At 27.6% G+C, this 22,832-nt stretch carries 18 protein-coding genes; 7 read left to right on the top strand and 11 right to left on the bottom strand.

Annotated elements, in window-relative coordinates; all coding sequences use genetic code 11:
• Window positions 1–4: 4 nt before the first annotated feature.
• Together T364_RS0107060 and T364_RS0107055 are read left to right on the top strand one after the other, a co-directional pair.
• The gene (locus T364_RS0107060; protein WP_027128948.1) at window positions 5–3,103 is read left to right on the top strand and encodes an efflux RND transporter permease subunit; all 3,099 of its coding nucleotides are present in this window, start codon (window positions 5–7) and stop codon (window positions 3,101–3,103) included.
• A 75-nt stretch (window positions 3,104–3,178) separates the two neighbouring features.
• A complete protein-coding gene (locus tag T364_RS0107055) occupies window positions 3,179–3,565 on the top strand; it encodes a PG0541 family transporter-associated protein (protein ID WP_027128947.1) in 387 nt (128 codons plus the stop codon).
• A gap of 22 nt (window positions 3,566–3,587) precedes the next feature.
• Here the strand turns inward: T364_RS0107055 and hemA are convergent, their stop codons facing one another.
• The 6 genes from hemA to ftsY form a co-directional block, all read right to left on the bottom strand.
• Window positions 3,588–4,610 (bottom strand): glutamyl-tRNA reductase, encoded by a 1,023-nt coding sequence (hemA, locus tag T364_RS0107050; protein WP_027128946.1) that lies wholly within the window; start codon window positions 4,608–4,610, stop codon window positions 3,588–3,590.
• Window positions 4,607–5,587 (bottom strand): porphobilinogen synthase, encoded by a 981-nt coding sequence (hemB, locus tag T364_RS0107045; RefSeq protein WP_027128945.1) that lies wholly within the window; start codon window positions 5,585–5,587, stop codon window positions 4,607–4,609. The genes hemA and hemB overlap by 4 nt, the downstream gene beginning before the upstream one ends.
• Window positions 5,588–5,680: 93 nt before the next feature.
• Window positions 5,681–9,253, bottom strand: a complete 3,573-nt coding sequence (nifJ, locus tag T364_RS0107040) for a pyruvate:ferredoxin (flavodoxin) oxidoreductase (RefSeq protein WP_027128944.1) — start codon at window positions 9,251–9,253, stop codon at window positions 5,681–5,683.
• Window positions 9,254–9,313: 60 nt separating this feature from the next.
• Window positions 9,314–10,516: an acetate/propionate family kinase gene (locus T364_RS0107035; protein WP_027128943.1), complete on the bottom strand. Its 1,203-nt coding sequence runs from the start codon at window positions 10,514–10,516 to the stop codon at window positions 9,314–9,316.
• A gap of 47 nt (window positions 10,517–10,563) precedes the next feature.
• A complete protein-coding gene (gene pta / locus T364_RS0107030; protein WP_027128942.1) occupies window positions 10,564–11,580 on the bottom strand; it encodes a phosphate acetyltransferase in 1,017 nt (338 codons plus the stop codon).
• A gap of 186 nt (window positions 11,581–11,766) precedes the next feature.
• Window positions 11,767–13,038, bottom strand: coding sequence for a signal recognition particle-docking protein FtsY (gene ftsY / locus T364_RS0107025; protein ID WP_027128941.1), 1,272 nt, complete (start codon window positions 13,036–13,038; stop codon window positions 11,767–11,769).
• Between the two features lie 177 nt (window positions 13,039–13,215).
• Here ftsY and recR point away from each other — a divergent pair, with 177 nt between their 5' ends.
• Window positions 13,216–13,809, top strand: coding sequence for a recombination mediator RecR (recR, locus tag T364_RS0107020; RefSeq protein WP_027128940.1), 594 nt, complete (start codon window positions 13,216–13,218; stop codon window positions 13,807–13,809).
• Window positions 13,810–13,876: 67 nt separating this feature from the next.
• Here the strand turns inward: recR and efp are convergent, their stop codons facing one another.
• From efp to T364_RS0107005, 3 genes are read right to left on the bottom strand one after another with little or no spacing between them, the layout of a single operon-like run.
• Window positions 13,877–14,440, bottom strand: coding sequence for an elongation factor P (efp, locus tag T364_RS0107015; protein ID WP_027128939.1), 564 nt, complete (start codon window positions 14,438–14,440; stop codon window positions 13,877–13,879).
• An 11-nt stretch (window positions 14,441–14,451) separates the two neighbouring features.
• Window positions 14,452–15,615 (bottom strand): elongation factor P maturation arginine rhamnosyltransferase EarP, encoded by a 1,164-nt coding sequence (gene earP, locus T364_RS0107010; protein ID WP_027128938.1) that lies wholly within the window; start codon window positions 15,613–15,615, stop codon window positions 14,452–14,454.
• Entirely contained in the window at window positions 15,602–16,582 is a 981-nt protein-coding gene (locus T364_RS0107005; RefSeq protein WP_027128937.1) for an NADH:flavin oxidoreductase, read from the bottom strand. The genes earP and T364_RS0107005 overlap by 14 nt, the downstream gene beginning before the upstream one ends.
• 166 nt (window positions 16,583–16,748) lie before the next feature.
• On the opposite strand from T364_RS0107005, the gene T364_RS0107000 reads away from it, so the two are divergent.
• The 3 genes from T364_RS0107000 (at window position 16,749) to T364_RS0106990 (ending at window position 20,590) form a co-directional block, all read left to right on the top strand.
• Window positions 16,749–18,353, top strand: coding sequence for an ABC-F family ATP-binding cassette domain-containing protein (locus T364_RS0107000; RefSeq protein WP_027128936.1), 1,605 nt, complete (start codon window positions 16,749–16,751; stop codon window positions 18,351–18,353).
• A 70-nt stretch (window positions 18,354–18,423) separates the two neighbouring features.
• Window positions 18,424–19,182: a potassium channel family protein gene (locus T364_RS10680; protein ID WP_051532685.1), complete on the top strand. Its 759-nt coding sequence runs from the start codon at window positions 18,424–18,426 to the stop codon at window positions 19,180–19,182.
• 61 nt (window positions 19,183–19,243) lie between these two features.
• Window positions 19,244–20,590, top strand: coding sequence for an MATE family efflux transporter (locus tag T364_RS0106990; protein WP_027128935.1), 1,347 nt, complete (start codon window positions 19,244–19,246; stop codon window positions 20,588–20,590).
• A gap of 57 nt (window positions 20,591–20,647) precedes the next feature.
• On the opposite strand, the gene sstT is transcribed toward T364_RS0106990, so the two are convergent.
• Window positions 20,648–21,877 carry a serine/threonine transporter SstT gene (sstT, locus tag T364_RS0106985; protein WP_027128934.1) on the bottom strand — a complete coding sequence of 410 codons (1,230 nt, stop codon included), beginning with the start codon at window positions 21,875–21,877 and terminating at the stop codon, window positions 20,648–20,650.
• Between the two features lie 184 nt (window positions 21,878–22,061).
• On the opposite strand from sstT, the gene T364_RS0106980 reads away from it, so the two are divergent.
• Complete coding sequence (locus tag T364_RS0106980) at window positions 22,062–22,712, top strand: hypothetical protein (RefSeq protein ID WP_027128933.1); 651 nt, start codon at window positions 22,062–22,064, stop codon at window positions 22,710–22,712.
• Here the strand turns inward: T364_RS0106980 and T364_RS11190 are convergent.
• Window positions 22,678–22,827 carry a hypothetical protein gene (locus T364_RS11190; RefSeq protein ID WP_027128932.1) on the bottom strand — a complete coding sequence of 50 codons (150 nt, stop codon included), beginning with the start codon at window positions 22,825–22,827 and terminating at the stop codon, window positions 22,678–22,680. The two genes, T364_RS0106980 and T364_RS11190, sit on opposite strands and share 35 nt — an antisense overlap.
• Window positions 22,828–22,832 lie beyond the last annotated feature (5 nt).

Raw genomic sequence — 22,832 nt, 5'->3', positions numbered from 1 at the left:
AAAAATGACACTAGCAGGTTTATCAATTCGTAGACCAGTTACAACAACAATGCTTATGATTTCAATGATTTTCATAGGGCTTATAACTATGTTTACTATGAAATCTGAATTATTACCTAATATGGATATCCCTGTTGTAACAATTACTACAACTTGGACTGGAGCAGTTCCTGAAGACGTTGAGACACAAGTTACTAAAAAAATAGAAGAAGTTTTACCCAATGTTGAAGGTATTGATAAAATAACATCAACATCTGCTTTTGGAAAATCTACAATAGTAGTAGAATTTAACTTTGGTATAAATGCAGATTTAAAAGTTACAGATATTCAAAGGGAAATTTCTAGAATTACAAATGATTTACCAGCAGATGCTGATACACCTGTTGCTAAAAAGATAGAAGTCGGAGCTGGTAATCTTACATTAATTACTATGTTTACTGGAGAAAATAGATCAGAGCTTAGTAGTTTTATTGAAGAATATTTAAAACCACGTTTTGAAAGAATTAGTGGTATTGGAGAAGTTAATGTCTTTGGTAACCCTGAAAAGCAAATCCAATTATTAATTCATCCAGATAAATTAGCTGCTTATAATCTTTCGCCAATGGAATTATATGATATTATAAACTACTCAAATAAAAATATTCCATTAGGAACCATAGATACTGGTAGTAAGCAAATAGTTGCTAGATTTATGGGAGAAACAAACTATATTGATGAAATTAAAAATATAATTATTAATAGTAATGGAAATACTTTAAGAGTATCTGATGTAGCTGATGTTGTTCTTACTAATGAAGATTTTACTGACTTAGGTTTTTTAAATCAAGAAGAAGGTATGGTTGTTGCTGTAGAAAAATCTGCTGATGGAAGTACTATTGATTTGAATAAAGGAGCTTATGCTGCATTAAAAGACCTTGAACCTATTATGCCTCCAGGAACAAAATATCAAGTTCTAATGGATGCTTCTGAAGATATTAATATGTCTATTGCAAGTATCAGTAGTAGTGCTTTCCAAGCTTTAATTCTTGCTACAATTATACTTTTAGTTTTCTTAAAAAATATAAGAGCAACTTTCTTAATTACATTAGCTCTACCTGTTGCAATTATATTTACATTTGCTTTCTTATCTTTTAGTGGAACATCTATCAACTTAATTTCATTAATGGGATTATCACTAGGAGTAGGAATGCTTACTGATAACTCAGTTGTTGTTATTGATAATATTTATCGTCATATGACAGAATTAAATTCTCCTGTTGCTGAAGCTTCTGATAATGGTACAACAGAAGTTACAATGTCTATCATAGCTTCTTCTCTTACAACTATGGTTGTTTTTATTCCTATACTATTTATCCCTGGTATAGCAAGAGAAATATTCCGTGATATGTCATTATCAATTATTTTCTCTAACTTAGCAGCCCTTATAGTTTCACTAACTCTTATGCCAATGGTTGCTAGTAGATTTTTAAGTAATAAAATTAATATTACTAGCGAAGGAAAAATCTTTGCTACTGTAAAACAAAAATATTTAAAACTTATTACTTGGGCTATTGAAAATAGATTTAAAACTGTTGGAATAACTTTAGGTGTTTTCTTTGCTACAATTTTAGTTTGTGGAAGATTCTTAAAAGTTGAATTTATGCCTAAACAAGACCAAGGAAGATATTCAATAGTAGCTGAGCTTGGAAATGGACTTGATATTAAAAAATCTGAAAGAATAGCTAAACAAATAGAAGAAATTATAAAAAATGATTCTGCTACTGGATATTATTTTGATTTTATCACTAATGATACTGTAGCTATAAACGTTGACATTGGTAAAAAAGATACAAGAGATGAATCTGTATTTGATGTTATTAATAGAATAAGACCTCAAGTAGAAAAAATTCCTGATGTTAGAATTAGTTTATCAGAAAGTTTTGCAATGAGAGCTCCTGAAAGAGATGTTGAAATAAATATTATGGGACCAAATTATAACGAACTTAAAACTATTGGTAAACAAGTTGTTGATAAGATTAAAGAATTTGATGGTGCTGTTGATATCACTTCTTCATTAGACCCAGGTACCCCAGAAGCTAGAATAGTTCTTAATAGAGAAAAAATTAGAGCCTATGGAATTAATCCAACAGTAGTTGGACAAACAATAAGTTATTTTGTTTTAGGAGGAAATAGAGGAGACACAGCGACTGTTAAAACAGGAGTTGAAGAACTTGATATACTTGTTAGATTACCAAAAGAAAAAAGAAGTTCTTTAACAGATTTAGCAAATTTAAATATTAAAATAGGTGATAATAAATTTGTAAAAGTTTCTGATGTGGCTGATATAGTTACTGTTGAAGGTTCTTCAGAAATAAATAAACAAGACAGAATATATTCAGTTTCTGTCTCTGCCAATGATGGTGGAGTAGGACTTGCAGCTCTTCAATCTGAATTAGTTAAAGCTTTCAAAGAATCAAATCCACCTTCTACAGTTTCTTATAAATTTGGTGGAGATTCAGAAAATTTACAAGATGCATCTAAGCAATTAGGAGCAGCTTTAGGAATTTCTATATTCTTAATATATGCTTTACTTGCTTCTCAGTTTGAAAACTTTGTTTTACCTATAATTATTCTAGGTTCTTTCCCTCTAGCATTTATTGGTATTTTAATTGGATTAGTTTTATTTAGACAACCAATTGATGTTATGGTTATGGTTGGTATTATAATGCTTGCTGGTATAGTTGTTAACAATGCAATTGTTTTAATAGATTTTATCAAACTTACTAGAGAAAGAGGTTCTGATAGAAAAACTGCAGTTATTGAATCTTGTAGAACTAGACTTAGACCTATACTTATGACTACAATGACTACTGTTTTTGGTATGTTACCTCTAGCTTTAGGTGTTGGAGAAGGTTCTGAAATTTATAAAGGAATGGCTGTAACAGTTATGTTTGGTCTTTCTTTCTCTACTTTATTAACACTTGTAGTTATTCCTATTCTTTATACTTTAGTTGAAGATATGAATAATCATATTTTAAACTTTTTACAAAAAATAATTACTCCTATTAGAGAAAAAATGGCTGAAAAAGCTCAAAACTATGAATCTAAAAGAAAAAATAAATAATTTTAAAGGAAATAAAGGCTTTAGTTAGAATAATTTTATATAAAAATTAAATTTTTGAATATAGGAGGAAATATTATGCGTGAAGAATTCTTACATTTTAAAATGATGATGGTTTATATTAATGAGGCTCAGAAAAGTAGATTAGAAGAATTTTTTGATGAAATTAATTTTTACTATTATGGCATTCATAAAAAAGTTGAAACTGTTTGGAGTGAAAAATTAAAACATAAAAATACTAATATCTGGCCTGGAACAGATTGTATATTTCTTTTAACTGTTCCTGAAAAATCTGTTGATATGATGCTTAAATATCTCAAAACTTTTAGAATGTCTTTACCTCAAGGTATTGCAATGTCAGTAGGAATTCTTCCTATGGATAGAGTTATTCCTAGACTATATGTAGAAGATATTCCTGTTGATGAAGAATTACTAGAAAAATTAAAAAATAAACATATTAAATAATATAAAAATGGAGGCTGAATTATTAATCAGTCTCCATTTTTTCTTTCCATTGAAACCATTTTTCTAATTTTTCTATTTGTTCATAAATTAGAAATTCATATTCTTTTAAAATTTTCTCTCTATTTTTTACATTCTTATTATATACATTCCAAACATCATCTAAATTAAATAAATCTATATTTTCTAACTTAGCTAATTGTGGGTCTATATCTTTAGGTACTGCTAAATCTAAAAAAGTATATTTTTTATCTGTTTTTATTTTATTTTCTAGTTCTTCTTTTTTTAACACAAGATGTGGAGCAGAAGTAGCACTTATTATAATATCAGATTCTATTACTGCTTCATTTTTTTTATTAAAACTTATTACATTTACATTTTTATAAATATTTTTTATTTCTAAAGCTTTATGTTCTGTTCTATTTGTTATTGTTATATTTTTTGTATTTTCTTTTATTAAAAGATGTAATATACTTTGTGCTAAATCACCTATTCCCAAAATTAAAATTTTTTTATTCTCCAATATATCTATTGAATCTTTTATAAATTTAAGTGATATAGCTTCTAAAGATAAAGCATTGTGAGATATCTCACTTTCTGTTCTAAATTTTTTTCCTAATTCTATTCCTTTATTAAATACCACATTTAACAATTTACTACTTGTATCTTTTTCTAAAGAATTCAAATAACTTTTTTTTATTTGAGCTAAAATTTGGTCTTCTCCTTTTATTATTGAATAAAATCCACAACTTACTTTAAATAAATATTTTATTGCTTCTTTTTCAGATTTAAAAAATATTTTTTCGAATTTAAAAAATTCTTTTACTTTAGTTGTATTCAAAAAATCTTTTAAAGAATTTTTACCTAAATCTATATAAAACTCTACCCTAAGACATGTTATAACACTTATATATCCTTCAATACAACCATCTATTTTTAAATTTTCAATAAACTTCTCAGGATTTTTTTTTATAAAATTTTCTCTTTTTTCAGTATCATATTCTAAATGTGATATCCCAATAACTATAAAATTTTCTAATTTCATTATAATATTATTTCTCCAGTTTTTACCCATCTTGCTATATCTTTAGCATGATAAGTTATAATAATATCTGCTCCTGCTCTTTTCATAGCATACATATTTTCCATAACTATATTCTTTTCATTAATCCATCCATTTTTACTTCCTGCTTTTACCATGGAATATTCTCCACTCACATTATAAGCAACTACTGGTAAATTAATTCTATCTGACACAGCTTTTAATACGTCTAAATAAGCAAGAGCTGGTTTTACCATAATAAAATCTGCTCCTTCTTCAATATCAGCTTCTATTTCTCTAAAATATTCTTTATTATTCCTAAAATCCATTTGATATGTTTTTCTATCCCCAAAACTAGGAGCTGAATCAGCTGCATCTCTAAAAGGTCCATAATAGCTTGAAGCATATTTTACACTATAAGCCATTATTGGAATATCAACATATCCATTTTCATCTAAAGTTTTTCTAATACCTTCTATTCTTCCATCCATCATATCTGAAGGCGCTACTATGTCAGCACCAGCTTTTACATGAGATAAAGCTATTTTAGAAAGATACTTCAAAGTTATATCATTATTTACATCACACTTATTTAATATACCACAATGTCCATGAGATGTATATTCACACATACAAACATCTGTGATTATTAAAATTTCTGGAAATTTCTCTTTTATAAATCTAACTGCCTTTTGTACAATTCCATTATCATTATAAGCCTCACTACCAATTTCATCTTTTATTTTTGGAATTCCAAATAATAATATAGATCTTATTCCTAACTCAACTATTTCTTTTAATTCATTTTCTAAATTATCTATTGATATTCTGTATTGATTAGGCATAGAATCTATCTCTTCTCTAATATTTTCTCCTTCTTCTATAAACAGAGGATAAACTAATTGATTTAAATTAATTGTTACATTTTTTACCATTTCTCTCATTATTGATGATTTTCTTAACCGTCTAGTTCTTGTAAACATTTTATATTCTCCTTATATAATAAATTGGGACCGATATACATCGATCCCATATTTATCATTATTTAGTTAGATTTTACAACTTAAGAAAAACTATTAATCTTCTTTAGAAAAGTCCATAGCAGCTAATCTCTTATATTGTTTCCATCTTCTTTGAGCATCTGCTTTATTTTTTATAAATAATTCTTCAGCTTGACTAGGATTTGCTTTTTTCAATGTAGCATATCTTACTTCACCTAATAAGTATTCTTCATATTTATCCCAGTTAGGCTCTTTGCAATCTATTGTTAATGGATTTTTACCTTCTGCTTCTAATGCTGGGTTATATCTAAATATTGGCCAGTATCCGCATTCAGTAGCAAGTTTCATTTCTAATTGAGATTTGTTCATTCCTTTTCTAATTCCATGGTTAATACATGGTGAGTAAGCTATGATAATTGAAGGTCCTTGGTGAGCTTCAGCTTCAGCTATAGCTTTTAAGAATTGTTGTTGGTTAGCTCCCATAGATACTTGAGCAACATAAATATGTCCATAAGACATTGCTATTGCTGCTAAATCTTTTTTCTTGAATGCTTTACCAGCAGCAGCAAATTTTGCAATTGCTCCTGTAGGAGTTGATTTAGATGCTTGTCCTCCTGTATTAGAATAAACTTCTGTATCTAATACAATTACATTAACATCTTCATTAGTTGCTAATACATGGTCTAATCCTCCATAACCAATGTCATAAGCCCATCCGTCTCCTCCAACTATCCATTGAGATTTTTTAACTAGATATTGTTTTAGTGAAAGTATTTCTTTAGCTACTTCACATCCACATGCTTCTAAAGCTGGAACTAATTGATCTTTAACTTCTCTTGTTACAACAGAAGAGTTTCTATTTTCTATCCATTTTTTGAATAGAGCAGCTACTTCTTCTCCAACTTGATCCATTGATTTTTCCATTACAGTTTGAATTCTATCTCTTAAAGCTTCTACTGCAACATGCATTCCCATTCCATATTCAGCATTATCTTCAAATAATGAAGATCCCCAAGATGGTCCATGTCCTTCAGCATTTTTACAATATGGAGTTGATGGAGATGATCCTGAATAAATTGAAGAACATCCAGTTGCGTTAGCTACCATCATATTTTCTCCAAATAATTGAGTTATTGCTTTTAAGTATGGAGTTTCTCCACATCCTGGACAAGCTCCGTTGAATTCAAATAGTGGTTGAGCAAATTGAGATCCTTTAACAGTATTTTTAGCCATTAAATTATCTTTATAAGTTACCTTATTATACATATATTCTGCATAAATATCTTCTTTATCTTCTTTAGCTGTATCAATAGGTACCATTACTAATGCTTTTTCTTTAGCTGGACATACATCAGCACAAGATCCACATCCTGTACAATCCATTATTGACACTTGCATTCTATATTTTAATCCATCAAATCCTTTTCCAATAGGGTTAGCAACTTCTAATCCTTCTGGTGCATTAGCAACTTCATTTTCATCTAATAAGAATGGTCTTATTGCAGCATGAGGACATACATATGAACATTGTCCACATTGGATACAGTTAGCCATTTGCCATTCTGGAACCATTACTGCAACTCCTCTTTTTTCATAAGCTGCTAATCCATTTTCCATAGTTCCATCTTCATATCCTTTGAAAGCTGAAACTGGTAAATCATATCCTCTTACATGGTTAACTGGATAAGAGATATTTTCAGCATATGCTTTAGTCTTATCTTCACATCCACATCCACAAGAAGAACAACATTCATCTGAACAAGCTTTAGTTTCTACTGGTAAATCTTTCCAAGCTGGATCTACAGTAATTTCAACTAATCCATCTGCTCCTACATCGATAGCGTCCCAGTTTAATTTAACAATGTCGTCTCCTTTTTTAGCATAAGATTTTTTAGCATAGTCTTTCATATATTGTTGAGCTTCTTCAAATGGAATAATATCAGCTAATTTGAAGAAAGCAGATTGCATTATTGTATTAGTTCTATTTCCTAATCCTATTTCTCTAGCAAGTTTAGTTGCATTGATTATATAGAATTTTGCATTTTTCTCAGCTAATAATTTTTTGAAGTCATTAGGGATATGAGTTAATACTTCATCTTTATCCCATACACAGTTTAATAAGAATGTTCCACCATCTTTTAAATTGTTAATCATATCATATTTTCCAACATAAGCTGGTACTGAACATGCAACAAATGAAGGTGCATTTAATAAATATGTAGATTTAATTGGTTTTTTACCAAATCTTAAGTGAGATCTAGTAACTCCTCCAGATTTTTTAGAGTCATATGCAAAGTATGCTTGTGCATATAAGTCTGTTTTATCTCCAATAATTTTTATTGAGTTTTTGTTTGCTCCAACTGTACCATCAGATCCTAATCCAAAGAATAAGCATCCTTTTAATCCAGGTTGAGAAACAACTGTATGGTTAGTTAATGGTAAAGATGTGAAAGTAACGTCATCTTCAATACCAATTGTAAATCCATTTTTAGGTTCATCTTTTGTTAATTCATCATATACTGCAAATATTTGAGCAGGTGTTGTATCTTTAGATGATAATCCGTATCTTCCTCCAACTATTACAGGAGCATTTTCCATTCCATAGAATAAAGCTCTTACATCTAGATATAGAGGTTCTCCAATTGATCCAGATTCTTTTGTTCTATCTAATACAGCAACTTTTTTAGCTGTTTTAGGGAATACATCAAAGAAATATTTAGAAGAGAATGGTCTGTATAAGTGAACTTTTACTAAACCAACTTTTTCTCCTTGAGCTACTAAATAATCAACAACTTCTTCTGCTGCTTCACAAACAGAACCCATTGCAACGATTACTCTTTCAGCTTCTGGATGTCCTACATAGTTAAATGGTTTATAATCTCTTCCAGTTACTTTTGAAATTTCTCCCATATAGTAATTAACGATATCTGGTACTGCTTCATAGAATTTATTTTGAGCTTCTCTTCCTTGGAAGTAAATATCATCATTTTGTGCAGAACCTTTAGTTACTGGAAACTCAGGGTTTAAAGCTCTTTTTCTGAATTTCTCTACAGCTTCCATATCTATTAAGTTTTTAAATACTTCATAATCCATAACTTCAACTTTTTGAATTTCATGAGAAGTTCTGAATCCATCAAAGAAATGTAAGAATGGAACACTTGATTTAATAGCTGCTAAGTGAGCTACTCCTGCTAAGTCCATAACTTCTTGAACTGAGTTAGTTGCAAACATTGCAAATCCAGTTTGTCTAGCTGCATAAATATCTTGATGGTCTCCAAAAATTGATAATGCATGAGTTGATAGAGCTCTTGCAGATACATGGATAACACCTGGTAATAATTCTCCAGCTATTTTATACATATTAGGAATTTTTAATAATAATCCTTGAGAAGCTGTATAAGTTGTTGTTAAAGCCCCTGCTATTAATGAACCGTGAACAGTTCCTGCAGCTCCTGCTTCTGATTGCATTTCTACTAATTTTACTGGAACATCAAATATATTTTTCATTCCTTTTGCTGCCCATTCATCAGTATATTCTGCCATTGGTGATGATGGAGTTATTGGGTAAATTCCTGCTACTTCTGTAAATGCATATGATGCATATGCAGCAGCTTGGTTACCATCCATTGTTTGCATTTTTTTTGCCATGTTGTTTCCTCCCTTTGACTCTTAAATTTATTTATTTTATGTTTTTTGGCTAAAATTTAATTATAATTTTGTTACTATTTCAAAAGTATCTCTTGCTATTGCTAATTCTTCATTAGTTTGAATTTTGAAAACTTTTACTTTAGAGTCAGCTGCTGATAAATCAACAGTTCCTTTTTTTCTAACATTATTTATTTCTGGATTAATTTTTACTCCCATAAATTCTAATCCTTCTACTACTCCTGCTCTTACTCCTGGAGCATTTTCTCCAATTCCTCCAGTAAAACAAATTGCATCTAATCCACCTAATTGCGCTGCATAATTTCCTACATAAGCTCTTATTTTATAGATAAACATTTGCTCTGCAAGAATTGCTCTTTCATCCCCTTCAGCAACTCCATTTTCCATATCTCTACAGTCAGAAGATTTTCCATATATTCCTAAAATTCCTGATTGTTTATTTAATCTAGCATCCATTTCTTTATCAGAAAGATTTCTTTTTCCTTTAATGAATAATACTGCTGCTGGATCTATGTCCCCACATCTAGTTCCCATCATTACGCCTTGTAATGGAGTAAGTCCCATAGATGTATCTATGCATTTTCCATCTTTTACAGCTGATATAGATGCCCCATTTCCTAAATGGCAAACAATTATTCTTGAATGCTCTGGATTTCCTAATGTCTTTATACATTCTTCAGAAACAAACTTATGAGATGTTCCGTGGAATCCATATTTTCTAACTTTTAATTCTGTATAATCTTCATATGGTAAAGCATACATAAATGCTTTTTTAGGCATTGTTTGATGGAATGCTGTATCAAATACTCCTACATTAGGTTTTCCTGGCATAAGTTCCATACAAGTCTCAATTCCCATTAAGTTAGCTGGATTATGTAAAGGTGCTAACTCATTATTAGCTTCAATAGCTTTCATAACTTCTGGAGTTAAAAGAACTGATTTTGCAAATTCTTCTCCTCCATGAACAACTCTATGTCCTATAGCATCAACTTCATCTACTGATGCTACAACTCCTATTTCTTTATCAGTTAAAGTGTTTATTAATAATGTTAATGCTTCTTTATGTGTAGGCATAGGACTTAAAAATTCTTTTTCAAAATCTTTAGCTGGAACTTCGTATTCCATTCTAGAACCGTCTATTCCTATTCTTTCACATAATCCTTTTGCAAAAACTTCTCCATTTTCAGGATTTAGTAATTGATATTTTAAAGATGAGCTTCCACAATTTATAACTAAAACTTTCATTTAAAAATACACTCCTCAATAATAATTTTATGTTTTTAAATTTTTAATTAATCTTCTACTCCACACATTGCACAAGCTTGTGTTGAAGTAACTGCTGTTAATACAACAATATCTTCTGCTGAACATCCTCTTGATAAGTCATTAATAGGTGATGCTAATCCTTGAATGATTGGTCCATAAGCATTTGCACCAGCTAATCTTTGAACTAATTTATATCCTATATTTCCTGCTGCTAAAGTTGGGAATATTAATACATTAGCATTTCCAGATACATCTGATAATGGAGCCTTAATTTCTCCTATTGATTTAACAATAGCTGCATCGGCTTGTAATTCATCATCAAATCTAAATCCAACTTTTCTTGCTCTTAATATTGCTCCAGCATCTTTTACTAAATCAACACATTCATGATTTGCAGAACCTTTTGTAGAGAAAGTTAATAATGCTACTCTAGGATTAATTCCTGCTATTGATTGAGCTGTTTCAGCTGCTGAAGTTGCTATATCAGCTAATTGTTCAGAAGTTGGTCTAGGAATTACTGAACAATCTCCAAATAATAAAATATTTCCAAATAAATCTTGTTTTTGTGTTAATTCCATAACAAATACAGAGGAAACTGTTTTTACTCCTGGTTTAGTTCCTATAACTTGAATTCCTGCTCTTAATACATTTGCTGTAGGTGATAAAGATCCTGATACCATTCCATCTGCATCACCCATTTTAACTAACATAGCACCTAAAAAGTTTACATCTGTTGTTAAAATTTCTTTTGCTTTTTCATAAGTCATTCCTTTTTTTGCTCTCATTTCTGCAAATTTGTGAGCATATTCATCCATTCTTTCAAATTTTTCAGGATCAACTATTTTTGCTCCTTCTAAAGAAATTTCATAAGCTTTAGCATCTAAAGCTATTCTTTCAGCATTTCCTATTAATACTGGACGTGCTAATTTTTCTTTTAAAATTTCTGCTGTTGCTCTTAAAACTCTTTCATCTGTTGATTCTGGTAGAACTATTCTACTGTAAGCTTGTAAAGCTTTTTTTCTAACTTTTCCTAAAAAACTCATTTTTTAGCCTCCCTTAAATAATCCATTTCACTTTAACTTTTATGTAGAAACTTTTAACTGTTAAACAATATTAAACATTTTTTTAAAACTTTCACATATATATTAACAAATTTTCAAAATTTTTACAATATTTTTTAAAAGTTTTTTGTATTTTTTCTTAAATATTATTGTAATATTTAGAAATTTTTAATCAAAAATAGCATCTATATAATCTTTAATATTAAATTCTCTTAAATCCTCTATTTTTTCTCCCACACCTATATATTTAATAGGTTTCTTTATCTCTTCAGATATACTGAACACTATTCCACCTTTTGCTGTTCCATCAAGTTTTGTAACTATAAATCCTGTTAGTTTTGTAACTTCATTAAATATTTTTGCTTGTGTAAGTCCATTTTGACCCGTTGTTCCATCTATGACTAAAATGGATTCATATCTATTATGCCCTAATTTTTTTTGTATGATATTATTTATCTTTTCAAGTTCTTTCATAAGATTACTTTTATTATGTAATCTACCTGCTGTATCTATAATTAAAATATCTGCTTTTTTATCTTGAGCCACTTGAATGGCATCAAAAACTACAGAACCTGGGTCACTTCCTTGCTCTTTTTTCACTACTTCTACATCTGCTCTTTTTCCCCATTCTTCTAATTGTTCTATGGCAGCGGCTCTAAAAGTATCTGCTGCCCCAACAATTACTTTTTTTCCTTGAGATTTATATTTTTTAGCAAGTTTTCCAATAGTTGTAGTTTTTCCAACTCCATTTACTCCTACAACTAATATTACATTAAGTTCTCCATCAATTATGTCTAATTGATTTCCTTCACTGATAAGAAATCTCTCCATAACTTCTTTTAGAACTCCATAAATTTCTTCGGGATTTTTTATTCCTCTTTTATTAATCTCTTTTTCTAATTCACTTACTATTTTTACAGTCATATCAAACCCTATATCTGACTGAATAAGTAATTCTTCTAATTCTTCATATAAATCATCATCTATAGTAGTTCTTCCAGAAAAAATATTTTTTATCTTTTGGAATAATCCTTCTCTTGTTCTAAATAATTTTTCTTTTAGACTAACAAAAAAGTCTTTTTTCTCTTTTTCTTCTGGTTTTTTTTCTATTATTTCATTTTCTACTTTAATTTCTTCTTTTATTTCTAAATTTTCTGGTTTTTCTTCTAAAGTAATTTCTTTATTTTCTTCTATATTTTTATTTTCATCTTGAGAAATTTGAGAACTTAAAGTTTCAGGTTTTACTTCAACCTCTCCTTGTTTAATTTCTTCAATCTTTTTCTTTTCATTTAGATTTTCTATAATAGTTTCTTCTATTTTTTCTTCTGTCTTTTCTTCTTCTATTTTATTTTCTTGTTCTTGAACTATAATTTCAAGGTTTTCTTCTTTTTTCTCCTCCTCTTTTTTCTTTCTTCCAAAAAGTTTATCAAAAAATCCCATTTCCCCTCCATAAAATAATTATTGACTTTTAGTAAATTATCTTTTCTTATCATCATATTTTACCACAATTTTAGTTTTTTTTCAATATTTATGCCTTTTCCCATAATACCATTGCAAAAAAAAAAATTATATTATAAAATATGAATAAATAATTTGAAAGTTTAAGAAAGGAAAAAAATGAGTTCTAAACATTTAGAAATATTAATTGATGAATTTAACAAACTTCCAGGAATAGGAAGAAAATCTGCTACAAGATTAGCTTTTTATGTGTTAAATACACCTGAAAAAGAAATTGAAACTTTTATTCAAGCTCTTAAGGATTCAAAAACTTTAGTAAAAAAATGTTCTGTGTGTGGCAATTATAGTGAAGAAGATATTTGTGATATTTGTAGCAATATTAATCGTGACCATGAAACAATTTGTGTGGTAGAAGACTCTAGAGATATTGTCACTCTTGAAAAGACTGGAAAATTTAATGGAGTTTATCATATTTTAAATGGAAAAATTGCACCATTAGATGGAATCACTCCAGATAAATTAAATATAAAATCTTTGTTAGAAAGAGTTAGTAAAGAAAATATTAAAGAAATTATTTTTGCTTTAAGTTCTGATTTAGAAGGAGAAACTACAGTTATGTATTTAACTAAACTTTTAAAACCTTTTGGAGTTGTAGTTTCTAAATTAGCTAGTGGTATTCCTATGGGAGGAAATATAGAGTTCGCTGATAATGCTACTATATCTAAAGCTTTAGAAGGTAGAGAAATTTTATAAAAAATTATAATTTGTTATACAAAAAAGCCTTGGAAAATATCCAAGGCTAATTTTTTTATTATTTTAATTATTTTTTAATTCTTTCAACATATTCGTCAGTTCTAGTGTCTATTTTAATCCATTCACCTTGCTCAACGAATAAAGGAACTTGAATTTCAAATCCAGTATTTAATCTAGCTGGTTTTAAAACTTTTCCAGTAGTATCTCCTCTTAATCCTGGTTCTGTATATTCGATTTGTCTTTCAACAAATGTAGGTAATTCTACTGCAACTGGAGTTGACTCATAGTATTCTACTGCAACTTCCATTTCTTCCTCTAAGTAGTTTAAAGCGTTTCCTAATTCTTCAGCTGATAATTCGATTTGGTCCCAAGTTTCTGGGTTAGAGAAGATGTAGTTAGTTCCATCATTATATGAATAGATACATTTAACTTTATCTAATCTGATGTCATCCATTTTCTCATCAGCTTTTAAAACTGTATCAACAATGTTTCCAGCGATTAGATTTTTCATTTTTAATTTCATTACCGCAGCATTTCTTCCAGATTTGTTGTACTCTGCTTTTAATACGATAAATGGATCATTTCCTATTTTGATAGTAGACCCTTGTCTTAATTCTTGAGCAAATTTCATTTTGTCCCCCTTTAAATTTCATTTATATATGTATATAATTTTTTTGTTAGATTACATTTTTCTAATAAAAATTTGCTATATTCTTCACAAATTTTATTTATTATAGAAAATTTTTCAAAGAAAATAGAAAAATCCTCATTTCCTCTTTCAAAAGAATTTGTTTCTCTATCATTATATTCTTCTAAAAGTTTAAAATATTCTTTTAACACTTCTTTTTCTTCTTCATTTAAAGAAATACTTTCATAAAATCTATCTAAAAAAGCTCTCAATTTCAACATATGAACTTTATCTTCTTGTAAATATATATGCCATAAAAAAGGTTTTCCTATAAGAAGAGCCCTAACAATAGAATCTTCTCCTCTTGTAAAATTAAAATCTACAGCTGATATTATTTTATCATATTCCTCCTGTGAAAAGAACTGAGCATTATACAGATATATTTTATCATATTTTTTCCACTTTAAAAAGTCCTCTGTTAAATTTTTTTCAAAAAATTTAGAAAAACTTTTTTGAGTTTTTTCCCCCATAAGAATCAAAACAGTTTCTTTTTCCTGTTTATTAAGAATTTCTAAAAGATTTTCAAAGTTTTTTTCATAAGAAAATATTGTTCCAACCATCTTGTTATTAAAATCAAAATCTGAAAAAAATTCTTTTAAAACTTTTTCTCTATTATTTTTTCCGTATTCTTTATTTTTCAAAAATTCTTCATCTATTAATATTCCACCACTTTTCTCTGAAAAACCTGGCATATAAAATATTTTCTTTAAAGTTTTAGAATCTATTAAAGATTGGTTTAGATGAAAATCCTCTATCCATTTTTCTCCTGAAAGATATTCTAAATTTATCCAAAGTTTTGACTGTACTTTTCCTAATTTTATATATTCTTCAAATATATCACAACCAAAAGCTTCTACTATTATATCAGAAACTCCAAATTCTTCAAAATTTTTTTTAAAAAAATCTTCAAATATATATTCTATTCCATTAATTACTTGATATTCTCTATAAGTAGCTTCTTTATTAATTTTTATTAATTCCTCTAACTTATTTAAAATAACCCTTATTCTTGCTTGAGGAAATACTCTTTTCATCTCTTTAGCAAATCTATAAACTACTCCAATATCTCCATAATTATCTATAACATCACAAAATACATCAATACTATTTGGCTTCATTTTTTATCCTTCTTAAATATGACTCTCTTGTTTTTTTCATCCATCTATTAGTAAATATCATAGCTCTACCTACAGCTACCATATCTAAAAGATTATTTTCTATTAAATAACTAACCTGTTCTTCTGTTCTTATATTTCTAACACCTATAACAGGAATATTAAGATATTTTTTTATTTGAACCCCCATATAAATAACCCAATCTAAATTAAAACTTTTTTCTTCTGGATAATTTTCAGAAAAATTATCTATTTTAGTTGCTTGTCTAAATCTCTCTTCTGGAATTCCAGTAGAAATATGTAATAAATCTACTCCTAAACTTTCTAAATATTTTGCAATTTCTATTCCATCAGATAAACTAGGTTCATTTCCACCCATTCTATATCCAAGAATAAAATTATCATCAAAAAGTTCTTTAGTTCTTTCAATTAAAGTTTTATTAAAATACATTCTTTTTTGAAAATTTCCACCATATTTATCTTCTCTTGTATTCCATAATCTTGAATTTAATTGTGATAATAAATATGTATGTGCCCCATGAATTTCTATTCCATCAAATCCACATTTTTTTGCTCTTTTAAAAGCTTCAACAAATTTTTCTAATATATTATCTAATACAAATTCTTCAATATCTTTTATATTCTTTCCAAACCCTGCATGATGAATTTGAATAAGCATAGGAATTTGGTATTTCTTACCAATTAAAGCTATTTTACTAAGTCCCTCTATAAAACTATCATTCCAAATTCCTAATTGATTTTCACGAAGTTTTCCGTCAGAACTTACACATGTAGCTTCTACTATTATCATTCCAACACCATCTTTTGCAATTCCTTCATACCATTTTAGAAGTTTATCTGTTACATAACCATCTTCCCCTATCATAGAAAATCTAACAAGAGGTGGTAAAACTACACGATTTTTTATCTCTATATTTTTTATTTTTAATGGGGTTAATATATTATTCATACTCTCACTACACTTAATAAAAAAATTCACAGAGTATATAATATCATTAAATTTCATTATGAGCAAGTGTTTTTTTATTTTTGATAAAAATATATTTTAATTTTTTATACTTTATGTTATAATAGAGCGAATGTTAAATTTTAAATATTTAGGAGGAATACTATAAATGATTTCTACAAGTAATCTATCAATGAGGTTTCCTGATAAAAAACTTTTTGAAGATGTAAACATTAAATTTACACCAGGAAACTGTTACGGATTAATTGGAGCTAATGGAGCTGGAAAATCTACTTTTGTTAAAATACTTTCTGGAGTTATCACTCCAACTGAAGGGGAAGTTATATTAGATAAAAACAAAAGAATGGCTGTTTTATCACAAAACCACTTTGCTTTTGAAGATTCAAAAGTTTTAGATGTTGTTCTTATGGGACACAAAAGACTTTGGGATATTATAGTTGAGAAAAATGAAATCTATGCTAAAGAAGATTTTACAGAAGAAGATGGAATGAGAGCTGCTGATTTAGAGGGAGAATTTGCTGAGCTTAATGGTTGGGATGCTGAATCTGAAGCTGCTACTTTACTTACTGGACTTGGAATAAAAGCTAATCTTCATGAAGCTTATATGAGAGATTTAGAAGAACCTTTAAAAGTTAAAGTTTTACTTGCACAAGCATTATTTGGTCATCCAGATGTTTTACTTTTAGACGAGCCTACAAACGGACTTGATATAAAAGCTGTTGCTTGGTTAGAAAACTTCTTAATGGACTTAGATGATACTACTGTTATTGTTGTTTCTCATGACAGACATTTCTTAAACAAAGTTTGTACACATATAGCTGACATAGATTATGGAAAAATTAAAATGTTTGTTGGAAACTATGATTTCTGGTATGAGTCAAGCCAACTTATGTTAAGCTTAATAGCAAATAAAAATAAAAAACTTGAACAAAAAAGACAAGAATTACAAGAATTTATAGCTAGATTCTCAGCTAATGCTGCTAAATCTAAACAAGCTACATCTAGAAAGAAACAATTAGAAAAATTACAACTTGAAGATATGCAAGTTTCAAATAGAAAATATCCATTTATTGAATTTAAACCTGATAGAGAAGCTGGAAACAATATGTTAAAAGTTGAAAATATTTCTAAATCTATAAATGGTGTTGAAATTTTCAAAAATTTATCTTTCACTATCAATACAGGGGATAAAGTAGTTATCATATCTGATAATGATATTTTAAAAACAACTTTACTTTCTGTTTTAGCTAGAGATTTAGAACCAGATACAGGAAGTGTTACTTGGGGAGTTACAGTAACTCACGCTTATATGCCTAAAGACAACTCTAAATTCTTTGATGGCATTGATTTAGACCTTGTTGAATGGTTAAGACCTTATTCTCCAGACCAACATGATGCTTTTGTTAGAGGATTCTTAGGAAGAATGTTATTCACTGGTGAAGAATCTCTTAAAAAAGCTAAAGTTTTATCAGGAGGAGAAAAAGTTAGATGTATGTTATCAAGAATGATGATGTCAGGAGCTAATGCATTATTATTTGATAACCCTACTGACCACTTAGACCTTGAATCAATTACATCTTTAAACAAAGCTCTTATAAAATTCCCTGGAACAATTGTATTTGCTGGACATGACCATGAGTTTATACAAACAGTTGCAAACAGAATTATAGAAATATTACCAGATGGAACTATAGTTGATAAGTTAATGTCTTATGATGACTATATCCAAATGAAGATAGAACAAGAAGATTAATAATTTATTATTTAGGTTGTGGGCATTTTGTCTACAACCTTTTTATTATATTTTCACTTAAGGAGTTTATATGCAACTATATAAAAAAAATCAAATTATAAATTTTTTAAAAAATTCTTTAGTTGTTTTCATATTATCTTTTTTTATTTCTAGCATTTCACATATCTTTATAACTAATGAATTAGATGTTTTCAAAGTCCTTATTAATACTTATAGAATATTTTTAGGTATTTTTCCTTTAGCTTTTTTCAGACAAAAAAACTTTCTCTTTAAAGATGGTCCTTTAAAAGCTACTGCATTAATTTTATATTATCTTATTTTAGTACCTGTTATAAATTTTTCATTAGGTTTTAATATTTCTACTCACTTTATGACTCCAATAAATGAATTAAAATATTTTTTCTATTTTTTATCTTTTATAAATATAATAGTACTAATAATTTCTCATATTATTTTATTAAAATATGTAGTAACTGACTTTTTCAAAAAAAGAAGAAAAATTAAAATAGAAGATATTGGTATTGTTATTACAACTTATATAACTTTTGCTATAAGTTTTGGACTTATATATACACTTATAAGTCTTTATAGTATTAATCCAGCTTTTAACAATATTAGTTCTAATTTATCTGGATTTGAATTTTATTTTAAACATATTTACTTTAGTTTTATTACTATTACAACTGTTGGATATGGAGATATCTATCCTTTGACAACCATTGGTGAATTTTTAGTTGTCCTTGAAATTCTAACTGGAATCATTTTAACAAATGTAATATTAGGACTAATTATCAGCTCTGGTATTTTAACTTCTAAAGATAATTTTTAATCTTTTTATTTAATTTATGATATAATTTATTTTAATAAATAAATTTTTAAGGTGAGTTTTTATGAATACAAAGCAAATTGATTTTTCTAATGGAAAAGTCATTGAAAATATATTTTTAGCAGCTTTCCCTATGATGGTAGCTCAAATATTAAGTCTTATGTACAATATTGTAGATAGAATATATTTAGGAAGAATTCCTAATGAAGGGACATTAGCTCTTGCTGGAGTAGGACTTTGTTTTCCTATTATTTCTCTTATTAATGCTTTTACAAATTTATTTGGAAGTGGTGGAGCTCCTCTTTGTTCTATCGAAAGAGGAAAAAAGAATTTAATTGAAGCTGAAAAAATTATGAACACTTCTTTTTATATGTTAATAATAGCTAGTTTGGTTTTAACTTTTTTAGGATTATTTCTTTCTAAACCTCTTTTATATTTATTTGGAGCTTCTGATACTCTCATAAATTACGCTTTACCTTATATAAAAATTTATCTTTTAGGTACAATTTTTACTATGATAGCCCTTGGAATGAATCCTTATATAAATTCTCAAGGATTTGCAAATATTGGAATGTTAACGATATTTTTAGGGGCTATTTCAAATATTATTTTAGACCCTATTTTTATTTTTAAATTTAATCTTGGAGTAAAAGGAGCTGCTATAGCAACAGTTATTTCTCAAATTATATCAGCTATATTTGTATTGAAATTTTTAACGGGTAATAAATCTGAATTAAAAATAAAAAAACCTATAAAATTAGAGAAAAAAAGAATAATTGATATTATAAGTCTTGGTACTGTAAGCTTTATTATGCAAGGAACTAATAGCTTAGTACAAATTTTTAGTAATAATATGCTAGGATTATTTGGTGGTGATTTATATATTTCTATTATGACAATTATAAATTCTATTCGCCAAATTTTAGATGCTCCTCTTTCAGCTCTAACTGATGGAGTTTCACCTATATTAAGTTTTAATTATGGGGCTAAAAAATATCAAGATTTAAAAAAGGCTATATTTATAACTACTTTTTTAGGAGTAGTTTATACTTGTATAATTTGGGGAGCTATATTATTATTTCCAGAATTTTTTATAAAAATATTTAATGATGATAAGATTCTTATAGAAAAATCTATATCATCTTTACATACCTATTTCTTTGCTTTTATCTTTCAAGCTTTGATGTATAGTGGACAAACCGTTTTTAAATCATTAAATAAAAAGAAATATGCTATTTTCTTTTCATTATTTAGAAAAGTTATAATTGTTGTTCCTTTAACTTATTTGTTACCAAGAATTAATAATCTTGGTGTACAAGGTGTATTTATGGCTGAACCTGTTTCAAACTTTTTAGGTGGATTATTTTGTTTTTCTGTAATGACAATTACAATCTTAAGAAAGTTAAAATAAAAAAATACACTTCTAAAAATAATTTAGAAGTGTATCTTTATATTTCTTAGGATTGATTTATTTTATAGCTATTTCTTTTCCTTCTTTTCTCCAGTTTGAAAATTCAGCTATACTTGTAAATAATACATCTGTAGAAGAGTTTAAAGCTGTTTCACATGAATCCTGAATTACTCCAATTATAAACCCAACTCCAACAACTTGCATTGCTATATCATTTGGAATTCCAAATAAACTACAAGCAAGTGGAATTAAAAGTAGAGAACCTCCAGCCACTCCAGAAGCTCCACAAGCACTAATAGCTGATAGAACACTTAAAAGTATTGCTGAGAAAAAATCCACTTGTATTCCTAAAGTGTGAGCAGCACTTAAAGCAAAAACAGATATTGTGATAGCTGCTCCTCCCATATTTATTGTAGCTCCTAAAGGAATTGAAACTGAATAAACTTCTTTATCTAATCCAAGTCTATCACATAAATCCATATTTACAGGAATATTCGCTGCTGAACTTCTTGTAAAGAAAGCTGTAATCCCACTCTCTCTTGTACATTTTAATACTAATGGGTATGGATTTTGTCTTATCATTATATAAGTTATTATAGGATTTACTACAAAAGCTGTAAAGAACATACAAGCTAATAATAATACAATTAGTTTTCCATAAACTAGTAAACTTGCTATTCCACTTGTACGCATTGAATTAAATATAAGCCCCATAATACCAAATGGAGCAAATTCTATAACAAATTTTACTGTATTTAAAACTACTTCTGATATTTCTATTATAACTTTTTTAGTATTTTCTGTAGCTTCTCTTAAAAAGAATCCAAAAGTTATACTCCAAAATAAAATACCTATATAATTTCCTCTTAATAGAGCATTAACAGGGTTATCAACTAAATTCATCAAAAGTCCTTTTAAAACTCCATAAATATTTTCAGGTGGTACTATAGAATTTTCTCCAGCCTTTAATACTAATTCAACTGGATATACAAAACTTCCTACTACAGCAACTACAGAAGCTATAAAAGTTCCAAAAAGATATAAACTTATAATTGATTTCATATTTGTTTTTTGTCCTTTTTGATGTTGTAATATAGCTGCCATAACAAGTACAAAAACTAAAACAGGTGCTATTGATTTTAAAGCTCCTACAAATAAATCTCCTAATAAAACAATTCCACTTAATTTCTCTGGAGCTATATAAGCTAAAGTTCCTCCTATTATTAAACCTACTATTATTCTTTTTATTAAACTAATACTTGTCCATTTTTTTAGTAACTCTCTCATTTCAAAATCTCCTTTTTTTATTTTAAACACATCTGTTTTTATATAGAAGACAGTATATCATAAATAAAATTTTTATACAACTATTTTTTTTACAAATCTAAAAAATCTTTGTATTTCAATATTTTTTTATTGATTTTCATATAAATTTAAAGTAAAATTAGAAATATTTATTAAGGAGAATTTTATGAATAAATCTATAAACGAAATTAAAAATATAATAAAAATAAACTTGAATAAAACATTAAACTTATTTACTAAAAATAAAGAGATAAATTTTTGTATTTTATGTGGGAATGATAAAAGAATTACAAAAGAGCATATAATCCCACAATGGACTTTTGAAAAAAATATAAAACTTGGTTTTTATAATGAAAACAGTTGTCTTTTTTCTTTTCATAATGCTTATCTTCCTTGTTGTCAAAAATGTAATTCTATTATTTTAAGCAAAGTTGAACAATATATAAGAGATATTTTAGCTAAAGAGGAAAAAAATTTTTCTATTCTAGAAAAAGAAAATATTATTTTTTGGCTAAAATATATTATATTTAAACTTGAAATTTTAGGTTTTGAAAAAATTGAAAGTAAAGATTTTAAAATAAAAAAAGAAAGTATTAATAATATAAATTTTTCTACTAATAAAAAAATTAATTATTCTTTAATTTTTGAAAATTTTTTAGAGGAAATAACAAAAGAAAATATTAATTCACTTATAATAAAAAAAGATATTGAAAATAAATATTTTAAATTTTCTTATAAAAAGGGAGAGTCTATCTTTTTAACTCTCCCACAATGTAATCTATCTATTTTTTATAAGTTTTTTGAGACCAAAAAATAATATTCATAACAGCAACTATTATCAAAGTTATTCCTATTGATACCCAAAATCCCATATCAATTCCTAATAAATTTGTTGTATTAAATAACTTTAACCAAATATTTGTCCAGTTCATAATTA

Source organism: Fusobacterium perfoetens ATCC 29250 (assembly GCF_000622245.1).
Taxonomy (GTDB): Bacteria; Fusobacteriota; Fusobacteriia; order Fusobacteriales; family Fusobacteriaceae; genus Fusobacterium_B; species Fusobacterium_B perfoetens.
Note: the sequence above shows the minus strand (reverse complement) of the source record. Positions and strands in the feature narration are given on the sequence as shown.